The following is a 22,066-nucleotide window of genomic DNA, read 5'->3' on the forward strand; positions in this document are numbered from 1 at the left end:
AATTGTTTAAGCGTTTCACGGAAGAGCATTCATTGATGCATTAAGGGAGATGAACATGTTTGGACTATTGAGCACAATGATCGGCACTAAGTTGGTTTCCAGCGAAGTGATCGCAGGTGGGGCAGGTGCGGTTGCCGGTTCAGTTGTGACAGGCTATATATGTTCTTTAAAAGCGCAACATGACAAGAATAAACTTATCATGCAAATGGAAGGCTTGTCAAAAAGCGGCGCAGAGTTCATCAATGCCAATTGTAAAAGCATCTTCGAAAACACCATCAAACAATTAAACAATCTGGACAAAGGTTGCGAGTTGCAATTGAACCTCGGTAACCTGTTGCAACCCGAGTTTGAAGAGTTCTGTAAGCTGCACCCGCTTCAGGCAAACGACAGTATTTTCCAGGTTCATCAGCTGCAGCAAAGCAGTCGCTCATTGACACCGCCCGATACGCTGGCTTTTGCCAAAGAACGAACGATTGATGAATATTTTGAGAGTTACCTCAACAATCGACAGGAAATCAAATCTGAAAACCGTGCCCTTGCTGTAGCCACCGTGCAAATTATGCACAACACAACCATTCTGCTCATTCAGGCAATGAAAGCAATTGCCAGCTTACCCGGGCAGGAAAACGAAGAGCGTCTGGAAAAATTTAAAACAATCATTAAAACGTATTTTAACAACGTGTTAAACAATAAAGCCCTGGTTGCAAATCGCAACAAGACGATTCTTGAATATTTTATGACCACGCAAACACAACGGGCTACACTGGCGGAAAAAGTACAGGAACATTTTGATGGGCTGATTGATCAATTAATCATTGAACAGCGTGAAATCAGTGTGCAAACCATGTCAGCCCATTGCACGCGCGATATTTATGATATGAGCAACCATTTAATGGAGATTTTTGCCCGCTTATTTGACGCACAGGCCGCTAAAGATGATACGCAGATTTCAGCCTATAAGTTGACTCAGGACATGCTGAGGGCGGATACAAAACAGGCTACCGGAAAAGTGGAGTTTAATAAAAATGGTATTTTCAAACTCCTAAAACCTTTGGCAAGGATCTCTGAGGAGCTCAATCAGGTTGCCCAGGACGATGATGCCCTATCGTTTGTCCGCTACCAGGATTTATTCGAAAATCCAAAGTTATTTGCAGAAATTGCTGCCTGGGAACCAGGCAATGGTTTCACGCTTAAAACGCCAATCGATAAAAATGCAAAAGAGCAATTAGCGCGCGACATAACAGCGATTTTTAAACTTTTGTTTATCTGCCAGGCACTCGAAAAAGATTTCCTGCAATCGGCAGTGCAATATGGTTTTAAGGGAATGTCAGAGAAAGGCGAATATCATTCCAAGCGCCTGGTTATCGGTATTCTCTACCAGGAAACCATGAAGCGCCTATCGGATTTACTATCTAAAAACAGGCACATAAAGGAATTACTGGATCTGATGAATGATCCCAAATGGATGGACAGTAATGAGTTGCCAACAAGCCCTCCAGGACAGTCCTTTATTTCAACCAGCGAGATTATTGATCAGGATAAATTAATCCGGCGTGAAGAGTTTATTACTAACTCCGTATTTCAACGCTGCCTCAATGAGCTCGAGTTTCTACGTCAGCGCATGCAATATAATCAGGATGCATTAGGTAAAAATTATGTGTCTGAAAGCAGCGCATTCTTTGATCCCAATAATATTACAAAAGAAAGTAGAATTTATTTGTTTAATGTGGCCAGAACTTTTGAAGAATATAATTTAACCCGGCTTTTGGGCTTGAACCCCGAGTTACCTGCACAATTTAACAAGGTGGACCCTTCCGAAAATGAAGTATTTACTTCGCTTAAATTCACGCAGATCCAACTGACTGAGGTAAATGAAGCCATTGAAAAACTGTCCGGTAAACTGCATATTTCCTCTTTTTTTACAGCCGGAAAGATTTCAGGAGGGCAAGTTAGCAGTTATAAATTAGCTTTTGGAGAAAAAGAAGCCGATATCCCCCATACTTTATATCAAATTCTAAAGCAAATGGCTGACTCTGCGTTTAGCTGGGAAGACATAAAAAACTCATTGGTTTCGGAAGAGAAACGGCTTGTTTTTCATTACCCAAAACATGGCAATTTGTTTTCATTTATCGAATATCATAAAAAATTAATTAAATTACAGGATAACATCAGAGAACAGTTTCGCGACTATTCCCTCGATCCTTTAGATGAATTTCATCATGCGCTGAATGATATTATTGAGAAAATGAAAACCTTGATTCAGCATATTGATTTGGATGGTGAACGAGTAAAAAAATTAAAAACCAGAAACAAACTCCTGACCCGGCAAAATGTGCAGCAGCAAGCAGAAATAGCTGGGCTTTCCAGCGACATTGCCAAAGTAAAGAACCAATTTCAACAAGCAGAGGAAATTGTTCAGGAATTAAAAGATAAGAATAAAAAACACTTGCAGCAAATTGAAGAAATTGAACAGAAGAATGAAGGTATTTTTAAGCTCATTCTTTCCGAGTTCAGCGATAATGTAAAAGATATCAAGGAGCTAAGTACGGCTTTGGATGGCAAATTGGATAAGGTACGAGGCATACTTTCCAGAAATGACTCATCCGAGGCCAAGGAGGCCAGCCAGGAGCTCTTTTCGCTGAAACAGGAAATGGAAGGCCGGATTGAAAGTATTATCAAACGCTTCAATCGCTACGAGGAAAGCTTTAATAAAGCCAGTGAGGAATTAAGAAACGATTTTCAATCCTTGAAATCGAGCATTAGCCAGGAACGGGCGATCATTGAAAAGCTTGAACGGCAATTGAACCTGGCCTTACACCAATTGGAAAAACAACAGGAACGAATGGCCTTCTATGAGAAGGAAATGGATCATGAAACTGTGATCGTTCATAAGTTTTCCACTCTTTTTGACTTTCTGGAAAATAAATACAGTTCCAAGCTTAGCTTCTGGTCGTCGTATCGAACGGTCAAAACAGAAAATATCCTGAACTTTATTGAGCTTTTGCTAGCCAATCAGAGTTTTTTAAAAGCCCACATGGACTCTGAAAAGAACATTGATAAACAAATTGACAGCATTCTCGATAAAAGCAAGGTGATCAACTCTTATCATGGTATTTTTAATAACAGCTCATCAAAAGCATTAATCAAACATATCATCGGGCTTTTTCAGAGAGGAGACCTGGTGAATGTATTGAAGAATGAGGGAGTTTATTATCACGATAAAAAGATTACCCTCAATAACAATGATGAGTTAACGTTTACTGAACCAGAAACTGAAACGAACTATTCGATTCGTTGCCGGATTCAGCCAATGATTTGATGCTTCACCGAATTCCCGCGGCAGCGACCGCGGGATCCATGCCTGGTAACTGAGCATGCTCTTCAGATGAATTCCAATGTTGCCGAAATAGCAATTAGAAAAAAGCCTTTCAAACATTATCCTCAATTAGCAAAACCGATATCCTAAATCTTCGTGTGGGCCCCGCGGTCGTTGCCGCGGGGATTCGGATGGTGATGCCGTAGGGATTGGATGGTGATGCCGCTGGGATTTGGAGCGGAAAACCACAATCCGCTCGGCCTGAGGAGCCGCTTAGCGGCGTCTCGAAGGATTCGCAAAGACGGGTGCCGTCGTTACGGGGCTTGAAGAAGCGATTCAAAAGCCTATTTATTCTGCTTCTTCTTAAACCCGATAGCCTCTAAACGCTGTTCAGTCAGAGGATGGGTAGAGAAAGCACTCGACAGGGATTTCACCGGATCAATACTGGAAGGATCAAAAAGATATGAAGCCTGCCTTAGCTGCTCATGGGGTGTTCTGCCATATTCCTGGGTATATTCCTCTGCGTTGGTAGAATGATCCTCAGATATTTTTAATAAAGCACGCGCCATGGGTTCATTATCGCGCATGAGTTCAACGGCGCCCGAATCAGCCATGTACTCCCGGGTACGGCTTAAAAATAAAGCCAGGACGACTGTCAGTATGGGCAGGACCCAACGCAAAACCATAATGATTAAAAACAGGCGGTTATCCTGATTCCGTCTATCCCGCCTATAAATCATCGAATAAAAGAGCATATCGATGACCAGTAGCAGAATATTGCTCAGCACAGCAACCATTAAAGTAAGTTTAATATCCTGATGCCGGATATGGCTTAATTCATGCGCCATTACTGCCTGTAATTCCGCACGATCGAGTTTGTCGATTAGCCCCCGGGTAATGGCAACCATCGCTGATTTTTCGCTGTAACCGCTGGCAAAAGCATTCATATAATTGGCTTCAATGAGAAATACTTTAGGCATGTATTTCAGTCCGGCGGAAACGCGCATTTCTTCCACCACATTAAATAATTGTTTTTCCTGTAGGTTCTGTGCTGTTTCCGGGGTAATTTCCCGATACTCAGTGCCCATTAGCATGATTCGATCATACATGGCATAAGTAATGAGCAAGGAAATCACAGCAATTCCGCCCATAATAAGCGTGGCATAAGGGATTATCTGCAGAGTCAGTAATGCATAGAACGCTTGCTGGAGGGATAGATTGGGATGGGTGGATTGCAGAACGAAAACATCCGCTACCAGCCCCACCCCGGTATAAATCAGGATGAACAGGGCGATGACCACCCTGGTTTTACGCTGGTTTTTCTTCAACTGGGCTCGCCAGTCACCTACCGACCCATGGTAGTCTGATAGCGGCATGGCTTACTCGTTAAATTTAACAGTGTAATCTTCGCGAGCCTTGATTTGATCTTCAGGCAAGGACCAGTATTCAAATTCTTTATTCAGTTTGTCGCCAAAAAAGTTAACCACCATGGCCTCTACGAAGGATTTTTTCTTGGCATAATAACGCTCTATGCTGTCATTATAGGCCTGCTTGGCATAGGATAATTTATTTTCCGTATTAACAATTTCCTCTTGCAGCTGGAGCATATTCTGACTGGCCTTCAGATCGGGATACTGTTCAAATACCAGGTTGATTCCGGATGCAATTTGTGAGATTTGGTTTTCTGCAGCCATTCTGGTTTTTTCATCACCTGCAGCTCTTGCCGCCTGCGCCTGATTACGTAGGGCCACAACATCCTTCAGCGTAGTCTTTTCATAATCCATGTATTTGTTGACCGTTTGAATCAGTGATTCAAATACCTTGTAACGGCGATCTAACTGAATATCAATTTGCCTTTTATTATTGTTGATCGCCTCGATCATCCCGATGAGGGTGTTATAGATGCTGATTACCCAGAAAGCTAACAGCGCAATGATCACCAAAATGAATAGCAAGAACTTTCCCATGTTATCATCCAATTTGTTTTTATAAGGTAAGTTATAGCAACTTTCTGATAAAAATCAAATTTCTCCACCCCGCTCAGTCTGGTTAGTTACCGACCAGTCAGTCACTTGACTTTACTTTTTTTGGTTCATAAAATGACAGTTTTAATAGTTTTCTGCTATGAGCGAACTCGAAACAAAAGCCGGACAAGACAGCTTTACCGTTTCCTATAACAATGCAATTGAGCATGCCCAATATTTTCAGAGAACCAGTGATCCAGCGACCAATCCCTCAGGTTTACTATGGGGTGTTGGATTTATGTACCTGGGGATGGCAACATCAACCCCTCTCATCACCCTTCTGGGTTTAGGTTTGTTTGTCAGCTGGGGTTACCGTCTGCGTGAAGAGTTAAGGCAGTATAATCCTTCCTTTTTCAGTTTCAGGCCGGATACGCATAACGATGAAGCGGCGGCGCCAGAAATGCTATCTGTATAACAGAGATGCGAGTCTTGATGAAGCAACCCAGATTGATGTGCCAGCAAGGATCGTTTCTGGATTGCTTCACGTTGTTCGCAAAGACGGGGAGCGAATGGGTATTATGCCATTCCCCCCGTCATTGCGAGCCTTGGCGAAGCAATCCAGAGCGGAGCCTGAATGCGGCACAAGATCTGGATTGCTTCACTGCGTTCGCAAAGACAGCCCGTTAACTAAGCACTGCCTCTTTTCTCCTCTTCAATAAAGGCTTCAAAAACATGCCCGTATAAGATCCCTTATTTTTAGCAATGTCTTCCGGCGTACCCGTCGCAATAATTTTTCCGCCCTTATTGCCGCCTTCTGGCCCTAAATCAATAATCCAGTCGGCCGTTTTGATAACATCCAGGTTATGCTCAATAATAATAATGGTATTTCCCTGATCCCGCAGGCGGAATAACACGCCCAGCAATTGGCGGGTGTCATGAAAATGCAGCCCTGTCGTAGGCTCGTCAAGAATATAGAGTGTATTTCCGGTATCGCGCTTTGATAATTCACGCGCCAGTTTGATACGTTGCGCTTCCCCGCCTGATAGGGTGGTCGCGCTCTGCCCGAGACGAATATAGGATAAACCGACATCTATTAATGTTTGGCATTTCCTGGCAATGACAGGAATCGCATCAAAAAAGCTGCGTGCATCCTCAACGGTCATATCAAGCACTTCGTGAATATTCTTTCCCTTGTATTGTATTTCCAGGGTTTCACGGTTGTAACGTTTCCCTTTGCAGATATCACAGGCAACATATATATCGGGCAGAAAATGCATTTCCACCTTAATTAAACCATCACCCTGGCAGGCTTCACAACGCCCGCCTTTCACATTGAAACTGAAACGGCCAGGCTGATAGCCGCGCGCCCGCGCTTCGGGGGTTCCGGAGAATAACTCACGAATAGGAGTAAACAAACCAGTATAGGTGGCCGGATTTGAACGCGGGGTACGTCCAATAGGGCTTTGGTCAATATCGATAACCTTATCGCAATGTTCCAGGCCGCTGATTTCTTTAAGCGAACCGGGTGTCATCACACTGGCCCGATTCAGTTGGTTTGCAGCCAGTGGATACAGGGTGTCATTAATCAAACTGGATTTACCAGAGCCCGAGACTCCTGTTACACAGGTGAGCAAACCTAAGGGAATACTCACATTGACATTAACCAGATTGTTACAGCAAACCCCGCTTAAATGCAGCATACGCTTGCTGTCCAGCGGCTTACGTTGTTTCGGAACCTCGATGGATCGAACCCCGGAAAGATACTGCCCCGTGAGCGATTTCTCTTCTGCCATAATTTCCTTTGGTGTACCCGCAGCGATAATTCGCCCGCCATGGGCACCCGCGCCCGGGCCAATGTCAAGCACAAAATCCGCAGAGCGAATGGCATCTTCGTCATGTTCCACTACAATGACCGTATTACCCAGATTCCGTAAATGAGTCAGTGTGCTTAACAGGCGATCATTGTCGCGCTGATGCAAACCGATAGATGGCTCATCCAGAATATACATTACCCCTACCAGGCCAGAACCAATCTGGCTAGCCAGACGAATCCGCTGCGCTTCACCGCCAGAAAGGGTTTCCGCACTCCGCGCCAGCGATAAATAATCCAGACCGACATTTACCAAGAATCCCAGGCGTTCGGTAATTTCTTTATTAATTTTGTCAGCAATCTCTCCGCGGTAACCGCTTAAATGCAGATGCTTAAAAAATTCGTGCGCTTTTTCAATCGAGTAATTGGCAATTTCGGGTAAATTGATATCATGAATAAACACATTGCGGGCTTCTTCCCGCAAACGCGCCCCCTGGCAAAGCTGGCAGGGGCGGGATGACAAATACTTCGCCAGTTCCTCGCGCATCATGCTTGAGTCAGATTCCCGGTAACGGCGCTCCATGTTAGGGATAACACCCTCGAAGCGGTGTTTTTTCAGCATATTGCCGCCATGCGGCCGATGATAGCGGAATTCAATTTCCTCTTTACCGCTGCCGTACAGAATAATCTGCTGAACCGATTCGGGCAGTTTCTCAAAAGGCAATTCGATATCGAACTGATAATGGTCGGCCAGCGATTCCAGTAAAGGATAATAATAAGTCGTCTTCTTATCCCAGCCGCGTATGGCTCCAGCACCCAGGCTTGCTGTTCGATCATGGATGATGCGCTGCGGATCAAAATACTGATCCACCCCCAAACCGTCACAGGAAGGACAAGCGCCCACCGGATTATTAAAGGAGAATAAGCGCGGCTCCAGTTCACTTAAGCTGTAACCGCATTCCGGACAGGCAAATTTGGATGAAAAAACAATCTCGTCAAAGCGGCCATCCAGAGAAGCGACGATCGCAATACCTTCTGCCAGATTAAGTGCATTTTCAAAGGATTCACTCAAGCGCTGGGCGATATCCTCTCTAATCTTGAATCGGTCAACCACCACTTCGATGGTATGCTTCTGGCGTAATGCGAGTTTGGGCGGATCATCAAGTTCACAGAGTTCGCCGTCAATACGGGCACGAACATAGCCCTGGGCTTGTAATTGCTGCATTAACTGAAGATGCTCGCCTTTGCGCTCCTTCACCACTGGCGCTAAAATCATCGCCCGCTCTTCACCCGGCAAGGCCAGCACCTGATCCACCATCTGGCTAATCGTCTGGGCATGCAAATTGTGATGATGCGTTGGGCAACGCGGCTCTCCTACCCGGGCAAATAATAAGCGCAGATAATCATAAATTTCGGTAATCGTCCCCACTGTGGAGCGTGGGTTATGGGAAGTCGCTTTCTGCTCAATGGATATGGCGGGCGAAAGCCCTTCAATAGAGTCCACATCAGGCTTTTCCATCATGGATAGAAATTGCCTGGCATAAGCTGACAATGACTCCACATAGCGCCGCTGACCTTCTGCATAAAGCGTATCAAAGGCAAGGGATGATTTCCCCGAGCCAGATAATCCTGTAATCACGGTTAACTGGTTGCGCGGAATATCCACATCAATATTTTTTAAATTGTGTGTTCTTGCGCCGCGTATACTAATCCTGTGCATGGCTGACCTGCTAAAACAAAAAACAATCAATTATACCCTTTTGGCTCTGGCTTGTGGAGATTAATTAAAGTATGACTTTGTGCTGACGATAAAATAAAAGTCCGTTCGCCGAGAAAAATAATGATTAAACTGATAAAATCATTTTTATTAAGTCTTGCAATCTTTTCATCCTTCACCCATGCAGACGCGTTTTCACCTGTCGCAAACTGGATACCGAAAACATTGCCAGGTACTTTTACTGTAGACCATTAATGCAGATTGGGCTGTAAGTCCAGCAAATACGCAAGGCTGGGCTTTACAGCCCGGACTACGACTTAGGATAAGATATGACCTTATTTAAACGGTTCAAGTATTTTCTCTGGTACTTTGGAACTTTCCAGGTTCCCTTAATTGGCCATTTACGTCCTAAACTTCTTGTGTTAACAGATGAGCAGATTGTCATGAAGATACCTTTGCGCCGGCGCAGCCGCAACCACCTTCATTCGATGTATTTTGGTGCATTGGCAGTGGGTGCCGATGTTGCAGGCGGGCTTCATGCATTTTATTATGCCGACAAAGAGAAACTGAATATGTCTTTAGTCTTTAAATCCTTCCATGCCAATTTCATTCGCCGTCCGGAATCGGATGTTTACTTCGTTTGTGACAAAGGAAAGGATGTCAGGGCAGCCTTGTTTGAGTCCAAAACCAGCGGTGAACGGGTGAATAAAAAAGTGGCGATTGATGCCTATGTTAACTACCCGGAAAACCCTGAAAAAGTAGCTGAATTTATACTGGAATTGTCGGTTCGTGTTAAATAGCGGGTGTATCTACAAGGTACGGAATCCAGAGAAACTGTTCTTCCCTCCATGCTTCACCTTATACATCGCATAATCCGCGCGGCGGAGGATCTCCTCGATATTTTTTCCGGCTTCAGGATAGGTAACGCAGCCAATGCTTACCGATACCTTCACAATATTATTTTCCAGCACCAATGGCCGGCAAAGGGATTGGATCAGACGGTTAGCAAGGACTGATAATACCTGCTCGTCATTCCAATCATGAATAATGATAATGAATTCATCACCAGCCAAACGCGCCAGATAATCCTGTTGGCGGATAGCTTTTCTGAATAACTGGCTCACTTCAACCAGCAATAAATCACCGATATGGTGCCCAAAACTGTCATTGACGTGTTTAAAACCATCCAAATCAAGAAACATCAGGGCAAATCGGCCATTGCCTCGTTTGGCACGGCTTAAGGTCATTTCCAGCATTTCCAGGCAGGCCCGGCGGTTGGGTAACTGTGTCAGCTCATCATGCAAAGCTAAATGCTTCAACAGATAATCCGTTTTTTTCCTTTCCAGCGCCAGACTAAGCTGAGTAACCAACATATCAAATAAGCCTAATTCATTTTCATTAATCGTCATTTTTTTAGCAGGATAGAACTCGAAAATGCACTCCACCTTGTCATTCAGAAACAAAGGCATGGCCACCACCTGGTCTAATGATTGTTTGTTCCATTTGTTAACCGCCACTGCCTTCATTTTTTCCATCTCGACCCTGGATAATTGTGATTTACCTTCTTTCCACACCCGCCCGATGAAACCCTCTTCATAGCGATAGGAAAAAGCAGGAAATCCGCCCTCAAGCAGCGTTTGCTGTTCAACCTCTTTTTTCGTCCAGATTGCCCTGGCAATCATCTCGTTGGCAGCAGGGATATACCGATAGAGTACCCCCTTATAAAAAGGAGTGGTTAAGCCAATTAAGGACAGACAATTCAGCAGGGCGCTATCAATGTCATCCGACATCAAAATCAAGTGGGTCGACTGATCAATTAAATCCATTTCCTTGATTTTCTGGGATAGCTTGGCCTGCGTCATTTTTAATGCACTGATATCAACATGGGTACCCACGATTCGTCTGATTCTTCCATCGGGATCGAGAATTCCCTGTCCACGGCAAAATATCCACACCAGCTTCCCGTTTTGATGCCGATAGCGCAGTTCCTGCCTGAACGGGAAACGCCCTTTAGAAAGAATATGCTGTTTGAGATTATTCTCAACAATGGCAAAATCTTCAGGAATGACGTGCTCTTTAAAAAAATTGACATTGGAATGCGAAAACTTTTCACTTAGACCTAAGGAACGCAATAATTTCCTTGATAATCGACACTCCCTGGTTTCCAGATTAATATCCCACCAACCGTCAGTGGTTTCGTCGAGAATATGATCGTAGAGCGCAATATTTTCACGGAACAGATTCACGCTGTATTCTCGAGCCATGAGCTCCTGTTTTAATGCATGTATGTCAGAGGTATCGCGCAGGCTGAAAGAGTAGCCGACCAGTTCCTTTTTTTCATTCAGGAAGGGGCTGGCTTTCAGCATGACTTGAAACTCGTCGCCGTTGAGATTGCTTAACGTCAATTCCAGATTTTTAATTGCCCCCCGGTCTTTTAATATTTTAGCGATATCCTGCCTTATTTTTTCATTTTTCAAATGCAAAACATCAAATACATTTCGTCCCAGAATGCCTTTTTTTCTGAAATAACCCATCGTATCGACAAAGGTTTCATTACATTCTGTGACCAGATTGCCAGTATCTATGAACAAAAGCATATCGGGTGAATATTCATAGATGCGCTCATACCTGGTTTTTATCTCTGAGAACTGCTGGCTTTTATTCTGCATCAGACTGTGAAGCTTCTCGTTTTTTAAATGCACGTTGTGCTTCAGATAATTAATAAATGCCAGCAACCCGGTTATGATTAAACCGAAAAGAAGAAAAAAAGTAGGCAACGCTGAAAGCACACTCATTTCATTTTGGATTTTTCTCTGCACATTATTTTCTAAATCCATGTACAAAAATTGCCAGAATAGAATAAAAGACAGGGTACCAGTAACCACTATGACCATAGTTTCAATCAATGCCATGTAAAATTTTCTAAAGCGGAGCAAAAACAAGGCAATGAGTGAACTGCTCAGGAAAATGATTGCCAAAGCGGTATGAATAGACATTGCTGTCAACCCTGACCAGAGGTAAATGGCTTTAATTTCCATAAAATAAGCCAGGGAAGCCAGCAACGTTAAGCCAAAAACCACACAAACAAGCGTCAGCTGTGTAAAGCGGGCAATTCGGGAATGGCATTTTAAATACATCAGAATTGCAGTATTAAGCAGAACCAGGCACAAAGCGGTATTAGGAGCCATCCGTCCTGGATAGCTTACATTTAAATTTGCATAGCCGAATAAATTATCAATATTAAAATTAATACCTGTTAAATACTGCAGAAAGGAGAGCGCCGCTACGAGATTGGCAAACTGACTTAAGTAAAATGCGGTGCGTTTTCTGGAGGGTAAGGCAAGGATCGAAATACTGCTTAAAGCAATGCATAGTGCCGTATTAAATTGCATCGGATAGGGATTGCCGGCATCCATTTGAAAAGGATAGCCTGCAAATATCCATAGCGATAAACCCAGCAAACTGAGCAGCAAAGAAAACGAAGCCAGGACTTTTATAGTAATGATATGTCGCAATTTCTGCATATTACTTAAAAAGAGCACTTCCGTGTCACCCCTTTTTTATTATCAACTAGTCGTTTTAAGTATAGTAATAGATCCCCAGAGGCGCTACCGTCATTGCGAGCCTTGGCGAATCAATCCAGATCGGAGCCCTATCCAGGCAGCTCCGCTCTGTGTTTACAAACACGGCCTAGCGGCTTTTCTTATTCATCCCCAGAATTTTAAGCAATTGCTGCGTCATTTGCCGGAAAAATTGCCGAACTAATTGCCGGAACAAGGTATTTTTACTTATTTGATCGATTATGGACGGCTCTTCAGGTATTTTTTTTGCTGTTTTACCCGAATGATTCTTCTCATCCATCACCGCGGCCTGTTCTTTTCTTTCAGCCAGAATATCAGCCGCCGAACGGGTATTTACCTTTCGACGATATTGCATAACAAGCGTCGATTGGCTGACAACCTGAGATAACTCCTGCTCAGTCAAGGCCCCCATACGTGATTCCGGTGCACGCACCATGCACTGAATCAACGGCGTGGGCTGCCCTTTTCCATCAAGAGCACTGAGTAAGGCTTCGCCAATTCCCAATGAAGTCAGTAATTGTTCCGTATTATAATACGTGGAGGGCGGGAAGTTTTGCGCCACCAGCTTCATCGCTTGGCGATCTTTAGCGGTAAAAGCCCTCAGTGCATGCTGTACTTTCAAACCCAGCTGGCTCAAAATTGAATCAGGAATATCATTGGGCGTCTGCGTGCTGAAAATGAGGCCGATGCCTTTAGAGCGAATTAGTTTAACGATTGTATCCAGCAGATTAAGCAAAGCCTTGCTGGCATTATTGAAGACCAGATGGGCTTCATCAATAAATAACACTAATTTAGGTTTATCCGGATCACCTAATTCAGGCATTACTCGGTAGACGTCAGATAAGAGCTTTAACATGAAGGTGGAGAATAGTTTGGGCTTGTCTTGCATATCCATAAGCCGAAGAATTGAAATAATACCCAAGCCCTGATTGTTTGTGCGCATTAAATCCATCACATTAAAAGCGGGTTCCGCAAAAAAACTGTTGCCTCCCTGGCTTTCCAGCTCAATAATTTTACGGGTGATGATGCCTATTGATGAAGAAGCAACCGCTCCAAAACGTGCCTCCATTTCCGCTTTACCTGCATCCGATTGCACATACTGAAGCAAGGCTTTGAAGTCGGCCAGATCAATTAATGGCAGTTGCTCTTCCTTGGCAAACTGAAATATCACCGTAACTACCCCAGCCTGGGTTTCATTAATATCCAGCATGCGCGAAAAAAGGATGGGGCCAAAATCTGCAACAGTCGCTCGGAGAGGAACCCCCTGCTGCTCTTCATTCAGGGTTAGGATCTCAACTGGAAAGCCACGAGGGTTAAAACTTAAATCTAATTGCTGGCAACGCTTGCGTATAAAATCACTCTCAACGCCGGCCATCGCCAGACCGGAGACATCTCCCTTGATATCCATCACCAGGCTGGGAACACCGGCCAGAGACAACTGCTCACAAAGTACTTGCATGGTTTTGGTCTTACCGCTTCCGGTCGCACCGGCAATCAGACCATGTCGGTTAAAGGACTTCAATACGAGATTAACGGGAGCATCAGGTAATAACTGGTTGTCAACCAGGATTCCACCAAGATCTAATGCGGGGAGCTCACCCACCTGATAAGCCTTGCCTAATTCCTCATTCATTTGGTAACGTCCTTGAAATACTGGCCTTTTGAACCTAAGTATAATGCAGTTTTACTTATTTCTGACAATTTGGACATAATCCATATATATTGAGTGCATGATCGGTCATTTTAAAATGGGCACGCTCTGCAATGAGCCGCTGCCGTTCTTCGATGACTTCATCGACAAATTCATCAACCCGTCCGCATTTTACACATACCAAATGATCATGGTGGTCGCCCTGAGTCAATTCAAAAACAGAGTATCCGCCTTCAAAATTGTGCCGGGCAACCAGGCCTGCGGCTTCAAACTGAGTCAAGACGCGATAAACCGTAGCCAGGCCTACATCTTCCCCCATGTCTAACAATGCCTTGTAGACATTTTCAGCACTCAGATGATGTTCTTTAGATTGCTCCAGTATTTGTAAAACCTTGAGCCGCGGCATGGTTATTTTTAATCCAGCGTCTTTTAACTGTTGACTCTCTTCCACACAGGCTCCTTAAAAAGCTAATCGATTGGAGTGTCTTTCTATGAATGACATGGTATTATGGCGAAATTTTTCAGGACAGGCAAAATTATGCGATTGTTTCGTTTTTTACTGGCTCTTACAATTTCATTCAGCATTGCATCGTGCGCCTCTTATGATTTTTCAAGGCGAATAGTCCAACAGGGAAATCTACTACCACAAGCCACAGTCGCTCGGCTCAAGGTGGGGATGACTAAGCAGGACGTTGCCATTTTACTGGGAACCAGTCTCTTAAGCCCTACCTTTACAAATAACCGTTGGGATTATGCCTACACCTGGCGCAAAGGCAGCGAGCCCCTGAAGATAAAGAATGTTTCGCTGTATTTCAGTAATGGGGTTTTAACACGAATCGAACACATGCCCTAGCTGCCAAGCCATAGGTCTCAACACAAATGCATTAGAAATATCGAATCCCCGCGGCTGCGATCGCGGGGCCCACACGAAGCCTATTTAGAATATGGGTTTTGCTAATTAGGATAATATTTAAAAGACATGTTTCTAACAAATTTAATTGCTATTTTCGGCAACATTGGAATTCATCTGAAGAGCATGTTCGACCACCCGACATGGGCCCCGCGGTCGTTGCCGCGGGGATTCGACGCATTTGTGTAGATAGTTATGGGTCGCAGCCGCGGGTTCGGAACCGAGGCAAACGAGTGAGCACGAATGGCAATACAGCTTAAACTTTCTTTGCCCGTATCCGCCGTTTCTCTTTAGGATCATTCGTCAAGGGCCTATACACTTCAACCCGGTCGCCATCCTTCAAAAGAGTATCCACCGTCACTTTTTTTGAAAAAATGCCATACTCCATATCCTGGGCTTCGGGGTATGCCTGCAACAGACCAGACTGTTTAATCGCATTGCCTACACAGGCTTTTTCCGCCAGTTTGCATTTCACCTGAAACATTTTATTTTCAGCCGGAATAAATACCAATTCAACTTCAAGCATATATTTTCTCAGCGCGTTCGCAGAAAGCATCAACCATTTTATTAGTAATTTGCTCAAAAATAGGACCAAGCAGCATGGAAAACATTCTGCCTGCGAATTCAAACTCCAAATCAAAAGAAATTTTGCAGCCCTCTGGAACTTCATCAAAGCGCCAAAAACCTTCCAAATGGTTAAAGGGGCCATCTACCAAACGAATTTCAATCATTTTATTGGCTTGCAGACGATTACGAGTGGTAAATGATTTATTCATGCCAGCCGCTGCAATCACCAGTGTTGCCTGTACTTCATCGGCATCACGATGATGGATTATGCTTTGGCTGCAATAGGGAAGAAACTCTGCATAATGTTCGACTTCATTGACCAGTGTATACATCTGCTCACAGCTGAACTTCACAATGCGTGACTTTTGTACAATCGTCATGCCTTTTCTCCCAACAAACTCTTTAACCAGTCCCCTAAATCATTAATCTCGCTCTGGCAAATGGAATGCTCCATAGGATAATCCTTGATGCTCAGATTTTGATAGCCATTCGCTTGCAATAGCTTATAAGAGTACGCAGTCCACTCGGGTAAAACCACATTATCAAAACGCCCATAGCCCATAAAAAAAGGAGTCTTTCGAGGCAAATGGAACTGACTTTGAGTAGCAAGGGGTAGATAACCGGAAAGTGCGACAACGCCGGCGAGGGCATGAGGACAATGCAATGCCGTATGCAAGGCCATTGCACCGCCCTGGGAAAACCCGGCCAGAATAATTTGGTTTTCGCTCATACCCGCATCAAGCTGTGATTGAATAGCCGCATTAATCTGTTTTGCTGATTCTTTAATCCCTGCATCATCTTCGCGGTCAGTCAACTCAAATCCGACAATGTCATACCAGGCAGGCATATGCATGCCTCCATTAATTGTTACCGCTCGCATCGGGGCATTCATGAAAACATGACGAATGGGGAGTGCGCTTATCGGATATTGTGCCGCCAACCCTGCCATGTCTGACGCATCAGCTCCCAGGCCATGCATCCAAATCATCGAAGCCAGGGGCGGTGTATTAGGCTCTTTTGTGTAAACGTTCAACAAGGACCTCCGAGAAAAAGACAAATTATCACCAATGAGTTACGACAGTGCAAGAAAAAGCAATAATAGATGACTATCTAAGGCTATAGTTGAGCTTTTAAGCAGCAATATTTTTATTCAGGTTCTGGCGGAAGTCCAAAATAAGTGATAAAATGATGCCCCCGATGCATCATTCTTATACAAGCAGTACAATGCCAGAGCAAATCGAATCATTCCTTCAATATATACAGGAAATGCAGCCGACTCAATTATCCCAACAGGATTGGGAGAGAGCCCATCAATTATATGCAGCTGCAGGAAAAGAGGAAGAGGCATCTCACCTGATAAACGGTCTGGCATTACAATTGAGGCTGCCTGAAGACTGCATCAGCAAGTACATCTCCAGGCCATGCTCTAGCATAACCCGATGGAGTAACCTTAATTACCTGCAGCAGCATTTTAATCAGGAAATGATTGACCTATTCAGGGCTCGGGCTTTACGTCTGTTACCCAACCATGGGGTTTTGAGTTTTACTCCCTATGTATGGTTTGAATTATACAAACGTTTTCATTCCTTGAAAAACCGCCATTTAACCCGGCTTTTCCTCCACGTCCATTTATCTTCTCTTCTGGACATTCCTTATGAAAATCTGGTTGCCGCACTTGCGGAACCAAATCTTCCACGAGGCGCTGCCCCCTTGTTCCAGACACAGCATTCCAAAAAGCGGAAGCATCATGCTTCTGAAGAAATAGATTTTTCCACTAATCGGCTGATCCTGGCTGAGGAAGACAGGAACCAGTTCTGCCAGTCCCCTCTCAAAGAAAAACTGCGCGTTACAAAAATTGTTCCCGCCAGCCCTGTCAGTAGTTACATCAATACCGAAACAGGCAGAACGCCGGGCGGTCAAAAAGTACGGCTCGTCCACCGCACAGAATCAGCGAAGGTGTATGTGCCAATAACCCCTCGCAATAGTGATAATTTCAAGGGCGCACTAGAGCTGGAGGAGATTTCACAAGAAACAATACATTCCCGCATTAAACAGGAATGGGAGCCTGCCGGTGCATTGACATTCAAAGCAACACTGCAACAGATGGAAGAAAACCGGGCCAAGCCCAGACCCTGCAGCCAGTTTTTCCTGTTCAAAACTACCTGCAAACATGTATTCGAAGCCCATGGCATTCCTGTTGAAGTTAAATCCAAGGGGCATGATTTTCACTGGACCCATTTAGGCGCCTGGCGCTTTACCGCCCGTCAGGATCAACAGAACATTGTTCCGGCAACCGCTGCAGCCAATTACAACATTCTGGAAACGGTAGAAAACGACATCGCCAAAAAACTAAAAAAGCAAGGAGCTCACATCAGCAGTATAGAGATTGAAGTAATTCCCTATTATTCCGGACGCAGCCGTATACCGCGATTATTGAAATACATTCTCTGCTGGACGGAAACGAATGAGCAGGGCAGCAAAATAAACAGGCAAAAAGAACATATTATCAACACCTGCTCCCATCAGCGGGTCAACAAGGCCCTGCTCGACACTTTTAATAAGCTGGACGAGCTTGAATCAGAGAACGCCTTTAAAATGGCGCGATGCTGAGCAATTTTTAAAGCACTGACTAAACCCAATTGTGAACCATTTACAGCGGCTCTCTTTTATATCAAACTGACGTTCATTATAATCAAAATATAGACACGGGGTTTTCTATGAAATTAGCTGGAAAGATCCTTGGCCGAATCCTGCTCCTTACTGCTTTAACAATGAGTGTCTCAGCTTGCGGCCAAAAAGGACCTCTCTATTTACCGGAGCAGAAAACAGCCAGCAACTCCTGACCAACCGAGAGCCAAACATGAGTCTGAAATTCACAAAGATGCACGGTTTAGGCAATGATTTTATCGTCATAGACGCAATTAACCAGACTGTTGATTTGACAGCCAAAGAGATAATAAACCTTAGCGACCGTCATAAGGGCATTGGCTTTGATCAGTGTCTTATTGTTGAACCCGCGAAGGAAAAAGGTCTGGATTTTTTTTATCGGATTATCAATGCTGATGGGCAAGAAGTAGGACAGTGCGGCAACGGAGCACGTTGCGTCGCCCGCTTTCTCTTCCATTACGGCCTAACTACTAAAAAACAAATTCGTGTCGGAACGCATACCACCACCATGCAGTTAATTCTGAACAAGGATGACTCGGTAACAATTGAAATGCCTCCCCCACGTTTAAATCCCAGTGAAATTCCCTTCCTGGTCACGCAACAGCAGGAATCCTACATATTATCTCTGGCAAAAGGAAATAATGTGGCAGTTCATGCCATTAGTGTGGGCAACCCGCATGCTGTCACACTGGTCAATGATATTCAGAAAGCGCCGGTGAAAACGCTTGGGGAAGAAATTAGTTTTCACCCCTTATTTCCAGAACAGACCAATGCCGAGTTTATGGAAATTGTATCCAATGATCGTCTGCAGGTTCGAGTTTATGAGCGGGGCTGCGGTGAAACGCAAGCCTGTGGCAGCGGAGCTGTAGCCGCGGCGGCCATCGGACGCCTCTTCTATCAGATGGAGGAGACCATTCAGGTTAATTTACCGGGGGGAGAACTCTCTGTACGCTGGCAAAACAAGCAGTCTCCAATCTATCTGACAGGCCCTGCAACCTTTGTCTATGAAGGGATTTTACTGCCATGCGCATCGTAATTTTGGGCGCAGGGCAAGTGGGCGGAACCCTTGCGCAGAATCTGGCCAGAGAAAATAATGATATTTTCCTGATTGATCAGGATGAAACACGTCTGCAGGAACTGCAATACCGCCTCGATATCCAGACAGTCCGCGGGAATGCGGCCTACCCCAGTGTGCTGATTGAAGCAGGAATAGAACAGGCAGACATGCTTATTGCCGTTACTAACAGCGATGAAATAAACATGATGGCTTGCCAGATTGCCTACAGCCTGTTTCGCACCCCTACAAAAATAGCCCGTATCCGCTCCCATAATTATTATACATATCCCCAGCTCTTTCATAATGAACATGTGCCAGTTGATGTCTGCATCAGCCCGGAGAAGCTGGTAACGGACCACATTGAAAATCTGATTGATTATCCCGGTGTCTCTCAGGTTCTTGATTTCGCAGACGGCCATGTATTGATGGTAACCATCAAGCCTATGTCATCGGGTTTAATGGTGGGTAAAACCATCAGGCAGCTTCATGAACACCTGCAAAGCATTGAAGCACGCGTCGTCATGGTTTTTCGAGATAAAACCGTACTTGAGCCACAGGACGATGAACATCAGATTGACGGCGGCGATGAAGTGGTTTTTATAGCCTCGCCGCAAGCAATTAAACAGGCATTAATTGCCCTTGGACGATATACCCATCCTAATCGTCGTATTATTATTGCCGGCGGTGGACATATCGGCACCGAATTAGCGCAGGCACTGGAAAAACGCTATCGGATAAAAGTCATTGATCGCAGCCCCGACCGCACCCATGAATTGGTAGCACAACTGCATAAAGGGACGGTTTTGCAAGGGGATGTCGCCGATCGCGATCTCCTGGTGAATGAAAATATTGAGTTCACTGATGTATTTTGTGCAGTCACGAATGATGACGAAGTGAATATCATGTCCTGTTTGCAGGCAAAACGTCTGGGTGCCCGCCAGGTTATGGCGCTCGTAAACCGAAATGCCTATGTGGATTTAATTGAAGGCAGCAATATTGACCAGGCCATTTCACCCCAATTAATTACCATAGGCAGTATTCTGACCAAGCTGCGTCGCGGTAATATGGTAAAAGTGTATCGTTTCCAGCATGGTGAAGCAGAAGCTGTAGAGTTAATCATCCATGGGAATGCGCAGACTTCAAAAGTGGTTGGGCGAAGCATGGACCAATTGAATTTACCAGCCGGCAGTTCTATCGCCGCGATCTTTCGCGAAGGGCAAGTACTAATGGTTGATTCTCAGCTGGTATTACAATCTGGCGATCATATTATTCTATTGATCCTAAAGAAAAAATATATCAGCAGTATTGAATCCCTCTTCCAGGTAAGTTTAAGCTTTGTGAGTTAAAAATGCAGATTAAAACGATTTTAAGGATTCTGGGTGTACTGCTGATGTTGTTTAGTATCAGCATGCTGACCCCCATTATTTTTAATATCGTTTTTCAAGAAAACTTTTTATGGCCCTTTGTGGCAGCCTTTCTATGCACCTTTGGCACCGGCTGTTTCCTATGGTTTAGCTTTCGTCAACATCGAAATGAACTGAAAACCCGTGATGGCTTCTTGATAGTCGTCCTTTTCTGGACAGTCCTTTCTTTATTTGCTTCGCTGCCATTTCTTTTTGCAATTCATAGTCCTAGTCAAATCACCGACGCATTTTTTGAGTCTGTTTCCGGGCTTACCACCACCGGCGCTACAGTTATTAGTGATTTGGATAGTCTTCCCCATGCCATTTTGTTTTACCGGCAGCAGCTGCAATTTTTGGGAGGTATGGGAATTGTGGTTCTGGCAGTCGCAATACTGCCAATGCTTGGCGTTGGGGGTATGCAGCTTTATCGAGCGGAAACCCCAGGCCCGATGAAGGATAGCAAGCTAACGCCGCGTATCGCGCAGACAGCGAAGGCTTTGTGGTCCATTTACGTATTGCTAACCCTGCTTTGTATGCTTTGTTACTGGATAAGCGGTATGGACTGGTTTGATGCCTTGGGCGAAAGTTTTGCCACCGTGTCAACGGGCGGGTTTTCTATGCATGATAATAGCTTTGCCTTCTATCGGAGCGAGCTAATTGAATTGATAGCCTGTTTCTTTATGCTCCTTGGGGGCACAAATTTTGCCCTCCATTTTTTTGCTTTCAAAAAAAGAAGCCTGAAACACTATTGGCGGGATGAAGAGTTTCGCACTTATCTCAGTTTTTTATTAATTTCGACGATGATTGTGACCGGCAGCCTGGTTATTTATGATTTTTTTGATATGAGCCATAGTACAGTAATCACTGTTTTGTTTAATATTATCTCCCTGGCAACAACGACTGGCTTTCTTGCTGAACCGTTCAATGATTGGCCGACATTCACGCCCATTTTAATTGTTCTCCTTGGCCTGGTGGGCGGCTGCGCTGCCTCAACCAGCGGCGGCATTAAAGTGATTCGCGCGTTGATTATATTTAAACAATCCAGACGGGAAATGGTTCGTTTGGTGCATCCCAATGCAATAGTACCCATTAAAATCGGCAAAATTTGCCTTCCTGAACCTGTTCTGCAATCCATGTGGAGTTTTATTTCTGTATTCATTGCCTTATTTATTGTCTTACTGCTCCTTTTTATGGGCTTCGGCAATGATTTTCTGACTTCATTTTCGGCAATTGCAATCTCCATATCCAATTCAGGGGCGGGCTTAGGGGCCATCAGCGAAAATATGGCCATTCTGAATCACTGGAGCAAATGGGTTCTCATATTTGCTATGATCGCCGGACGCCTGGAAATTTTTTCTTTATTGATCCTGTTTTCTCCCCGCTTCTGGGAACGCTAGATGTTGCTGTAACAAGGAGGTTTTAA

General features: G+C 44.5%; 18 protein-coding genes. 9 read left to right on the top strand and 9 right to left on the bottom strand.

The features are described 5' to 3' along the window. Nucleotides 1-55: 55 nt before the first annotated feature. Nucleotides 56-3,319: a coiled-coil domain-containing protein gene (locus tag DYH42_RS13730; RefSeq protein WP_058525130.1), complete on the top strand. Its 3,264-nt coding sequence runs from the start codon at nucleotides 56-58 to the stop codon at nucleotides 3,317-3,319. Nucleotides 3,320-3,660: 341 nt separating this feature from the next. Here the strand turns inward: DYH42_RS13730 and htpX are convergent, their stop codons facing one another. Then, nucleotides 3,661-4,692, bottom strand: coding sequence for a zinc metalloprotease HtpX (htpX, locus tag DYH42_RS13735; protein ID WP_058525131.1), 1,032 nt, complete (start codon nucleotides 4,690-4,692; stop codon nucleotides 3,661-3,663). Between the two features lie 3 nt (nucleotides 4,693-4,695). Then, on the bottom strand, nucleotides 4,696-5,283 hold the full coding sequence (locus DYH42_RS13740) for a LemA family protein (protein ID WP_058525132.1): 588 nt from the start codon (nucleotides 5,281-5,283) through the stop codon (nucleotides 4,696-4,698). A 157-nt stretch (nucleotides 5,284-5,440) separates the two neighbouring features. Here DYH42_RS13740 and DYH42_RS13745 point away from each other — a divergent pair, with 157 nt between their 5' ends. Then, on the top strand, nucleotides 5,441-5,755 hold the full coding sequence (locus tag DYH42_RS13745) for a hypothetical protein (RefSeq protein ID WP_058525133.1): 315 nt from the start codon (nucleotides 5,441-5,443) through the stop codon (nucleotides 5,753-5,755). A 208-nt stretch (nucleotides 5,756-5,963) separates the two neighbouring features. Here DYH42_RS13745 and uvrA read toward each other — a convergent pair whose 3' ends face one another. Beyond that, nucleotides 5,964-8,810, bottom strand: coding sequence for an excinuclease ABC subunit UvrA (gene uvrA / locus DYH42_RS13750; RefSeq protein WP_058525134.1), 2,847 nt, complete (start codon nucleotides 8,808-8,810; stop codon nucleotides 5,964-5,966). Between the two features lie 326 nt (nucleotides 8,811-9,136). On the opposite strand from uvrA, the gene DYH42_RS13755 reads away from it, so the two are divergent. Beyond that, a complete protein-coding gene (locus DYH42_RS13755) occupies nucleotides 9,137-9,607 on the top strand; it encodes a PaaI family thioesterase (RefSeq protein WP_058525135.1) in 471 nt (156 codons plus the stop codon). A gap of 9 nt (nucleotides 9,608-9,616) precedes the next feature. Here the strand turns inward: DYH42_RS13755 and DYH42_RS13760 are convergent, their stop codons facing one another. The 3 genes from DYH42_RS13760 to fur form a co-directional block, all read right to left on the bottom strand. Then, nucleotides 9,617-12,331: a diguanylate cyclase domain-containing protein gene (locus DYH42_RS13760; protein WP_058525136.1), complete on the bottom strand. Its 2,715-nt coding sequence runs from the start codon at nucleotides 12,329-12,331 to the stop codon at nucleotides 9,617-9,619. Nucleotides 12,332-12,497: 166 nt separating this feature from the next. After that, nucleotides 12,498-14,021: a helicase HerA-like domain-containing protein gene (locus DYH42_RS13765; RefSeq protein WP_058525137.1), complete on the bottom strand. Its 1,524-nt coding sequence runs from the start codon at nucleotides 14,019-14,021 to the stop codon at nucleotides 12,498-12,500. Nucleotides 14,022-14,076: 55 nt separating this feature from the next. Then, nucleotides 14,077-14,490, bottom strand: a complete 414-nt coding sequence (gene fur, locus DYH42_RS13770; RefSeq protein WP_058525138.1) for a ferric iron uptake transcriptional regulator — start codon at nucleotides 14,488-14,490, stop codon at nucleotides 14,077-14,079. Between the two features lie 57 nt (nucleotides 14,491-14,547). Between fur and DYH42_RS13775 the strand changes: the two genes are divergently transcribed. Beyond that, nucleotides 14,548-14,892, top strand: coding sequence for an outer membrane protein assembly factor BamE (locus DYH42_RS13775; RefSeq protein ID WP_058525139.1), 345 nt, complete (start codon nucleotides 14,548-14,550; stop codon nucleotides 14,890-14,892). Between the two features lie 313 nt (nucleotides 14,893-15,205). On the opposite strand, the gene DYH42_RS13780 is transcribed toward DYH42_RS13775, so the two are convergent. From DYH42_RS13780 to DYH42_RS13790, 3 genes are read right to left on the bottom strand one after another with little or no spacing between them, the layout of a single operon-like run. Continuing rightward, nucleotides 15,206-15,475, bottom strand: a complete 270-nt coding sequence (locus DYH42_RS13780) for an RnfH family protein (RefSeq protein ID WP_058525140.1) — start codon at nucleotides 15,473-15,475, stop codon at nucleotides 15,206-15,208. After that, nucleotides 15,468-15,896, bottom strand: coding sequence for a type II toxin-antitoxin system RatA family toxin (locus DYH42_RS13785; RefSeq protein WP_058525141.1), 429 nt, complete (start codon nucleotides 15,894-15,896; stop codon nucleotides 15,468-15,470). The genes DYH42_RS13780 and DYH42_RS13785 overlap by 8 nt, the downstream gene beginning before the upstream one ends. Beyond that, nucleotides 15,893-16,549 (bottom strand): alpha/beta hydrolase, encoded by a 657-nt coding sequence (locus tag DYH42_RS13790; protein ID WP_083503214.1) that lies wholly within the window; start codon nucleotides 16,547-16,549, stop codon nucleotides 15,893-15,895. Before DYH42_RS13790 ends, DYH42_RS13785 begins: the two co-directional genes overlap by 4 nt. 191 nt (nucleotides 16,550-16,740) lie before the next feature. On the opposite strand from DYH42_RS13790, the gene DYH42_RS13795 reads away from it, so the two are divergent. The 5 genes from DYH42_RS13795 (at nucleotide 16,741) to DYH42_RS13815 (ending at nucleotide 22,040) form a co-directional block, all read left to right on the top strand. Continuing rightward, complete coding sequence (locus DYH42_RS13795; protein WP_058525142.1) at nucleotides 16,741-18,126, top strand: DNA/RNA non-specific endonuclease; 1,386 nt, start codon at nucleotides 16,741-16,743, stop codon at nucleotides 18,124-18,126. Between the two features lie 107 nt (nucleotides 18,127-18,233). Next, nucleotides 18,234-18,359 (top strand): LPS translocon maturation chaperone LptM, encoded by a 126-nt coding sequence (gene lptM, locus DYH42_RS16860; RefSeq protein ID WP_083503215.1) that lies wholly within the window; start codon nucleotides 18,234-18,236, stop codon nucleotides 18,357-18,359. Between the two features lie 17 nt (nucleotides 18,360-18,376). Continuing rightward, nucleotides 18,377-19,219 (top strand): diaminopimelate epimerase, encoded by an 843-nt coding sequence (dapF, locus tag DYH42_RS13805; protein WP_058525143.1) that lies wholly within the window; start codon nucleotides 18,377-18,379, stop codon nucleotides 19,217-19,219. Then, nucleotides 19,207-20,586 carry a Trk system potassium transporter TrkA gene (trkA, locus tag DYH42_RS13810; RefSeq protein ID WP_058525144.1) on the top strand — a complete coding sequence of 460 codons (1,380 nt, stop codon included), beginning with the start codon at nucleotides 19,207-19,209 and terminating at the stop codon, nucleotides 20,584-20,586. The genes dapF and trkA overlap by 13 nt, the downstream gene beginning before the upstream one ends. Before the next feature lie 2 nt (nucleotides 20,587-20,588). Then, the gene (locus tag DYH42_RS13815; RefSeq protein WP_058525145.1) at nucleotides 20,589-22,040 is read left to right on the top strand and encodes a TrkH family potassium uptake protein; all 1,452 of its coding nucleotides are present in this window, start codon (nucleotides 20,589-20,591) and stop codon (nucleotides 22,038-22,040) included. Nucleotides 22,041-22,066: the final 26 nt, after the last annotated feature.

Origin of the sequence: Legionella birminghamensis, from assembly GCF_900452515.1 — a bacterium.
Taxonomy (GTDB): Bacteria; Pseudomonadota; Gammaproteobacteria; order Legionellales; family Legionellaceae; genus Legionella_C; species Legionella_C birminghamensis.

What these genes read in the sequence shown, in the direction of transcription:
- DYH42_RS13730 (WP_058525130.1), top strand. Translation starts at nt 56, where the DNA reads ATGTTTGGACTATTGAGCACAATGATCGGCACTAAGTTGGTTTCCAGC.
- htpX (WP_058525131.1), bottom strand. Translation starts at nt 4,692, where the DNA reads ATGCCGCTATCAGACTACCATGGGTCGGTAGGTGACTGGCGAGCCCAG.
- DYH42_RS13740 (WP_058525132.1), bottom strand. Translation starts at nt 5,283, where the DNA reads ATGGGAAAGTTCTTGCTATTCATTTTGGTGATCATTGCGCTGTTAGCT.
- DYH42_RS13745 (WP_058525133.1), top strand. Translation starts at nt 5,441, where the DNA reads ATGAGCGAACTCGAAACAAAAGCCGGACAAGACAGCTTTACCGTTTCC.
- uvrA (WP_058525134.1), bottom strand. Translation starts at nt 8,810, where the DNA reads ATGCACAGGATTAGTATACGCGGCGCAAGAACACACAATTTAAAAAAT.
- DYH42_RS13755 (WP_058525135.1), top strand. Translation starts at nt 9,137, where the DNA reads ATGACCTTATTTAAACGGTTCAAGTATTTTCTCTGGTACTTTGGAACT.
- DYH42_RS13760 (WP_058525136.1), bottom strand. Translation starts at nt 12,331, where the DNA reads ATGCAGAAATTGCGACATATCATTACTATAAAAGTCCTGGCTTCGTTT.
- DYH42_RS13765 (WP_058525137.1), bottom strand. Translation starts at nt 14,021, where the DNA reads ATGAATGAGGAATTAGGCAAGGCTTATCAGGTGGGTGAGCTCCCCGCA.
- DYH42_RS13775 (WP_058525139.1), top strand. Translation starts at nt 14,548, where the DNA reads ATGGCGAAATTTTTCAGGACAGGCAAAATTATGCGATTGTTTCGTTTT.
- DYH42_RS13780 (WP_058525140.1), bottom strand. Translation starts at nt 15,475, where the DNA reads ATGCTTGAAGTTGAATTGGTATTTATTCCGGCTGAAAATAAAATGTTT.
- DYH42_RS13785 (WP_058525141.1), bottom strand. Translation starts at nt 15,896, where the DNA reads ATGACGATTGTACAAAAGTCACGCATTGTGAAGTTCAGCTGTGAGCAG.
- DYH42_RS13795 (WP_058525142.1), top strand. Translation starts at nt 16,741, where the DNA reads ATGCCAGAGCAAATCGAATCATTCCTTCAATATATACAGGAAATGCAG.
- lptM (WP_083503215.1), top strand. Translation starts at nt 18,234, where the DNA reads ATGAAATTAGCTGGAAAGATCCTTGGCCGAATCCTGCTCCTTACTGCT.
- dapF (WP_058525143.1), top strand. Translation starts at nt 18,377, where the DNA reads ATGAGTCTGAAATTCACAAAGATGCACGGTTTAGGCAATGATTTTATC.
- trkA (WP_058525144.1), top strand. Translation starts at nt 19,207, where the DNA reads ATGCGCATCGTAATTTTGGGCGCAGGGCAAGTGGGCGGAACCCTTGCG.
- DYH42_RS13815 (WP_058525145.1), top strand. Translation starts at nt 20,589, where the DNA reads ATGCAGATTAAAACGATTTTAAGGATTCTGGGTGTACTGCTGATGTTG.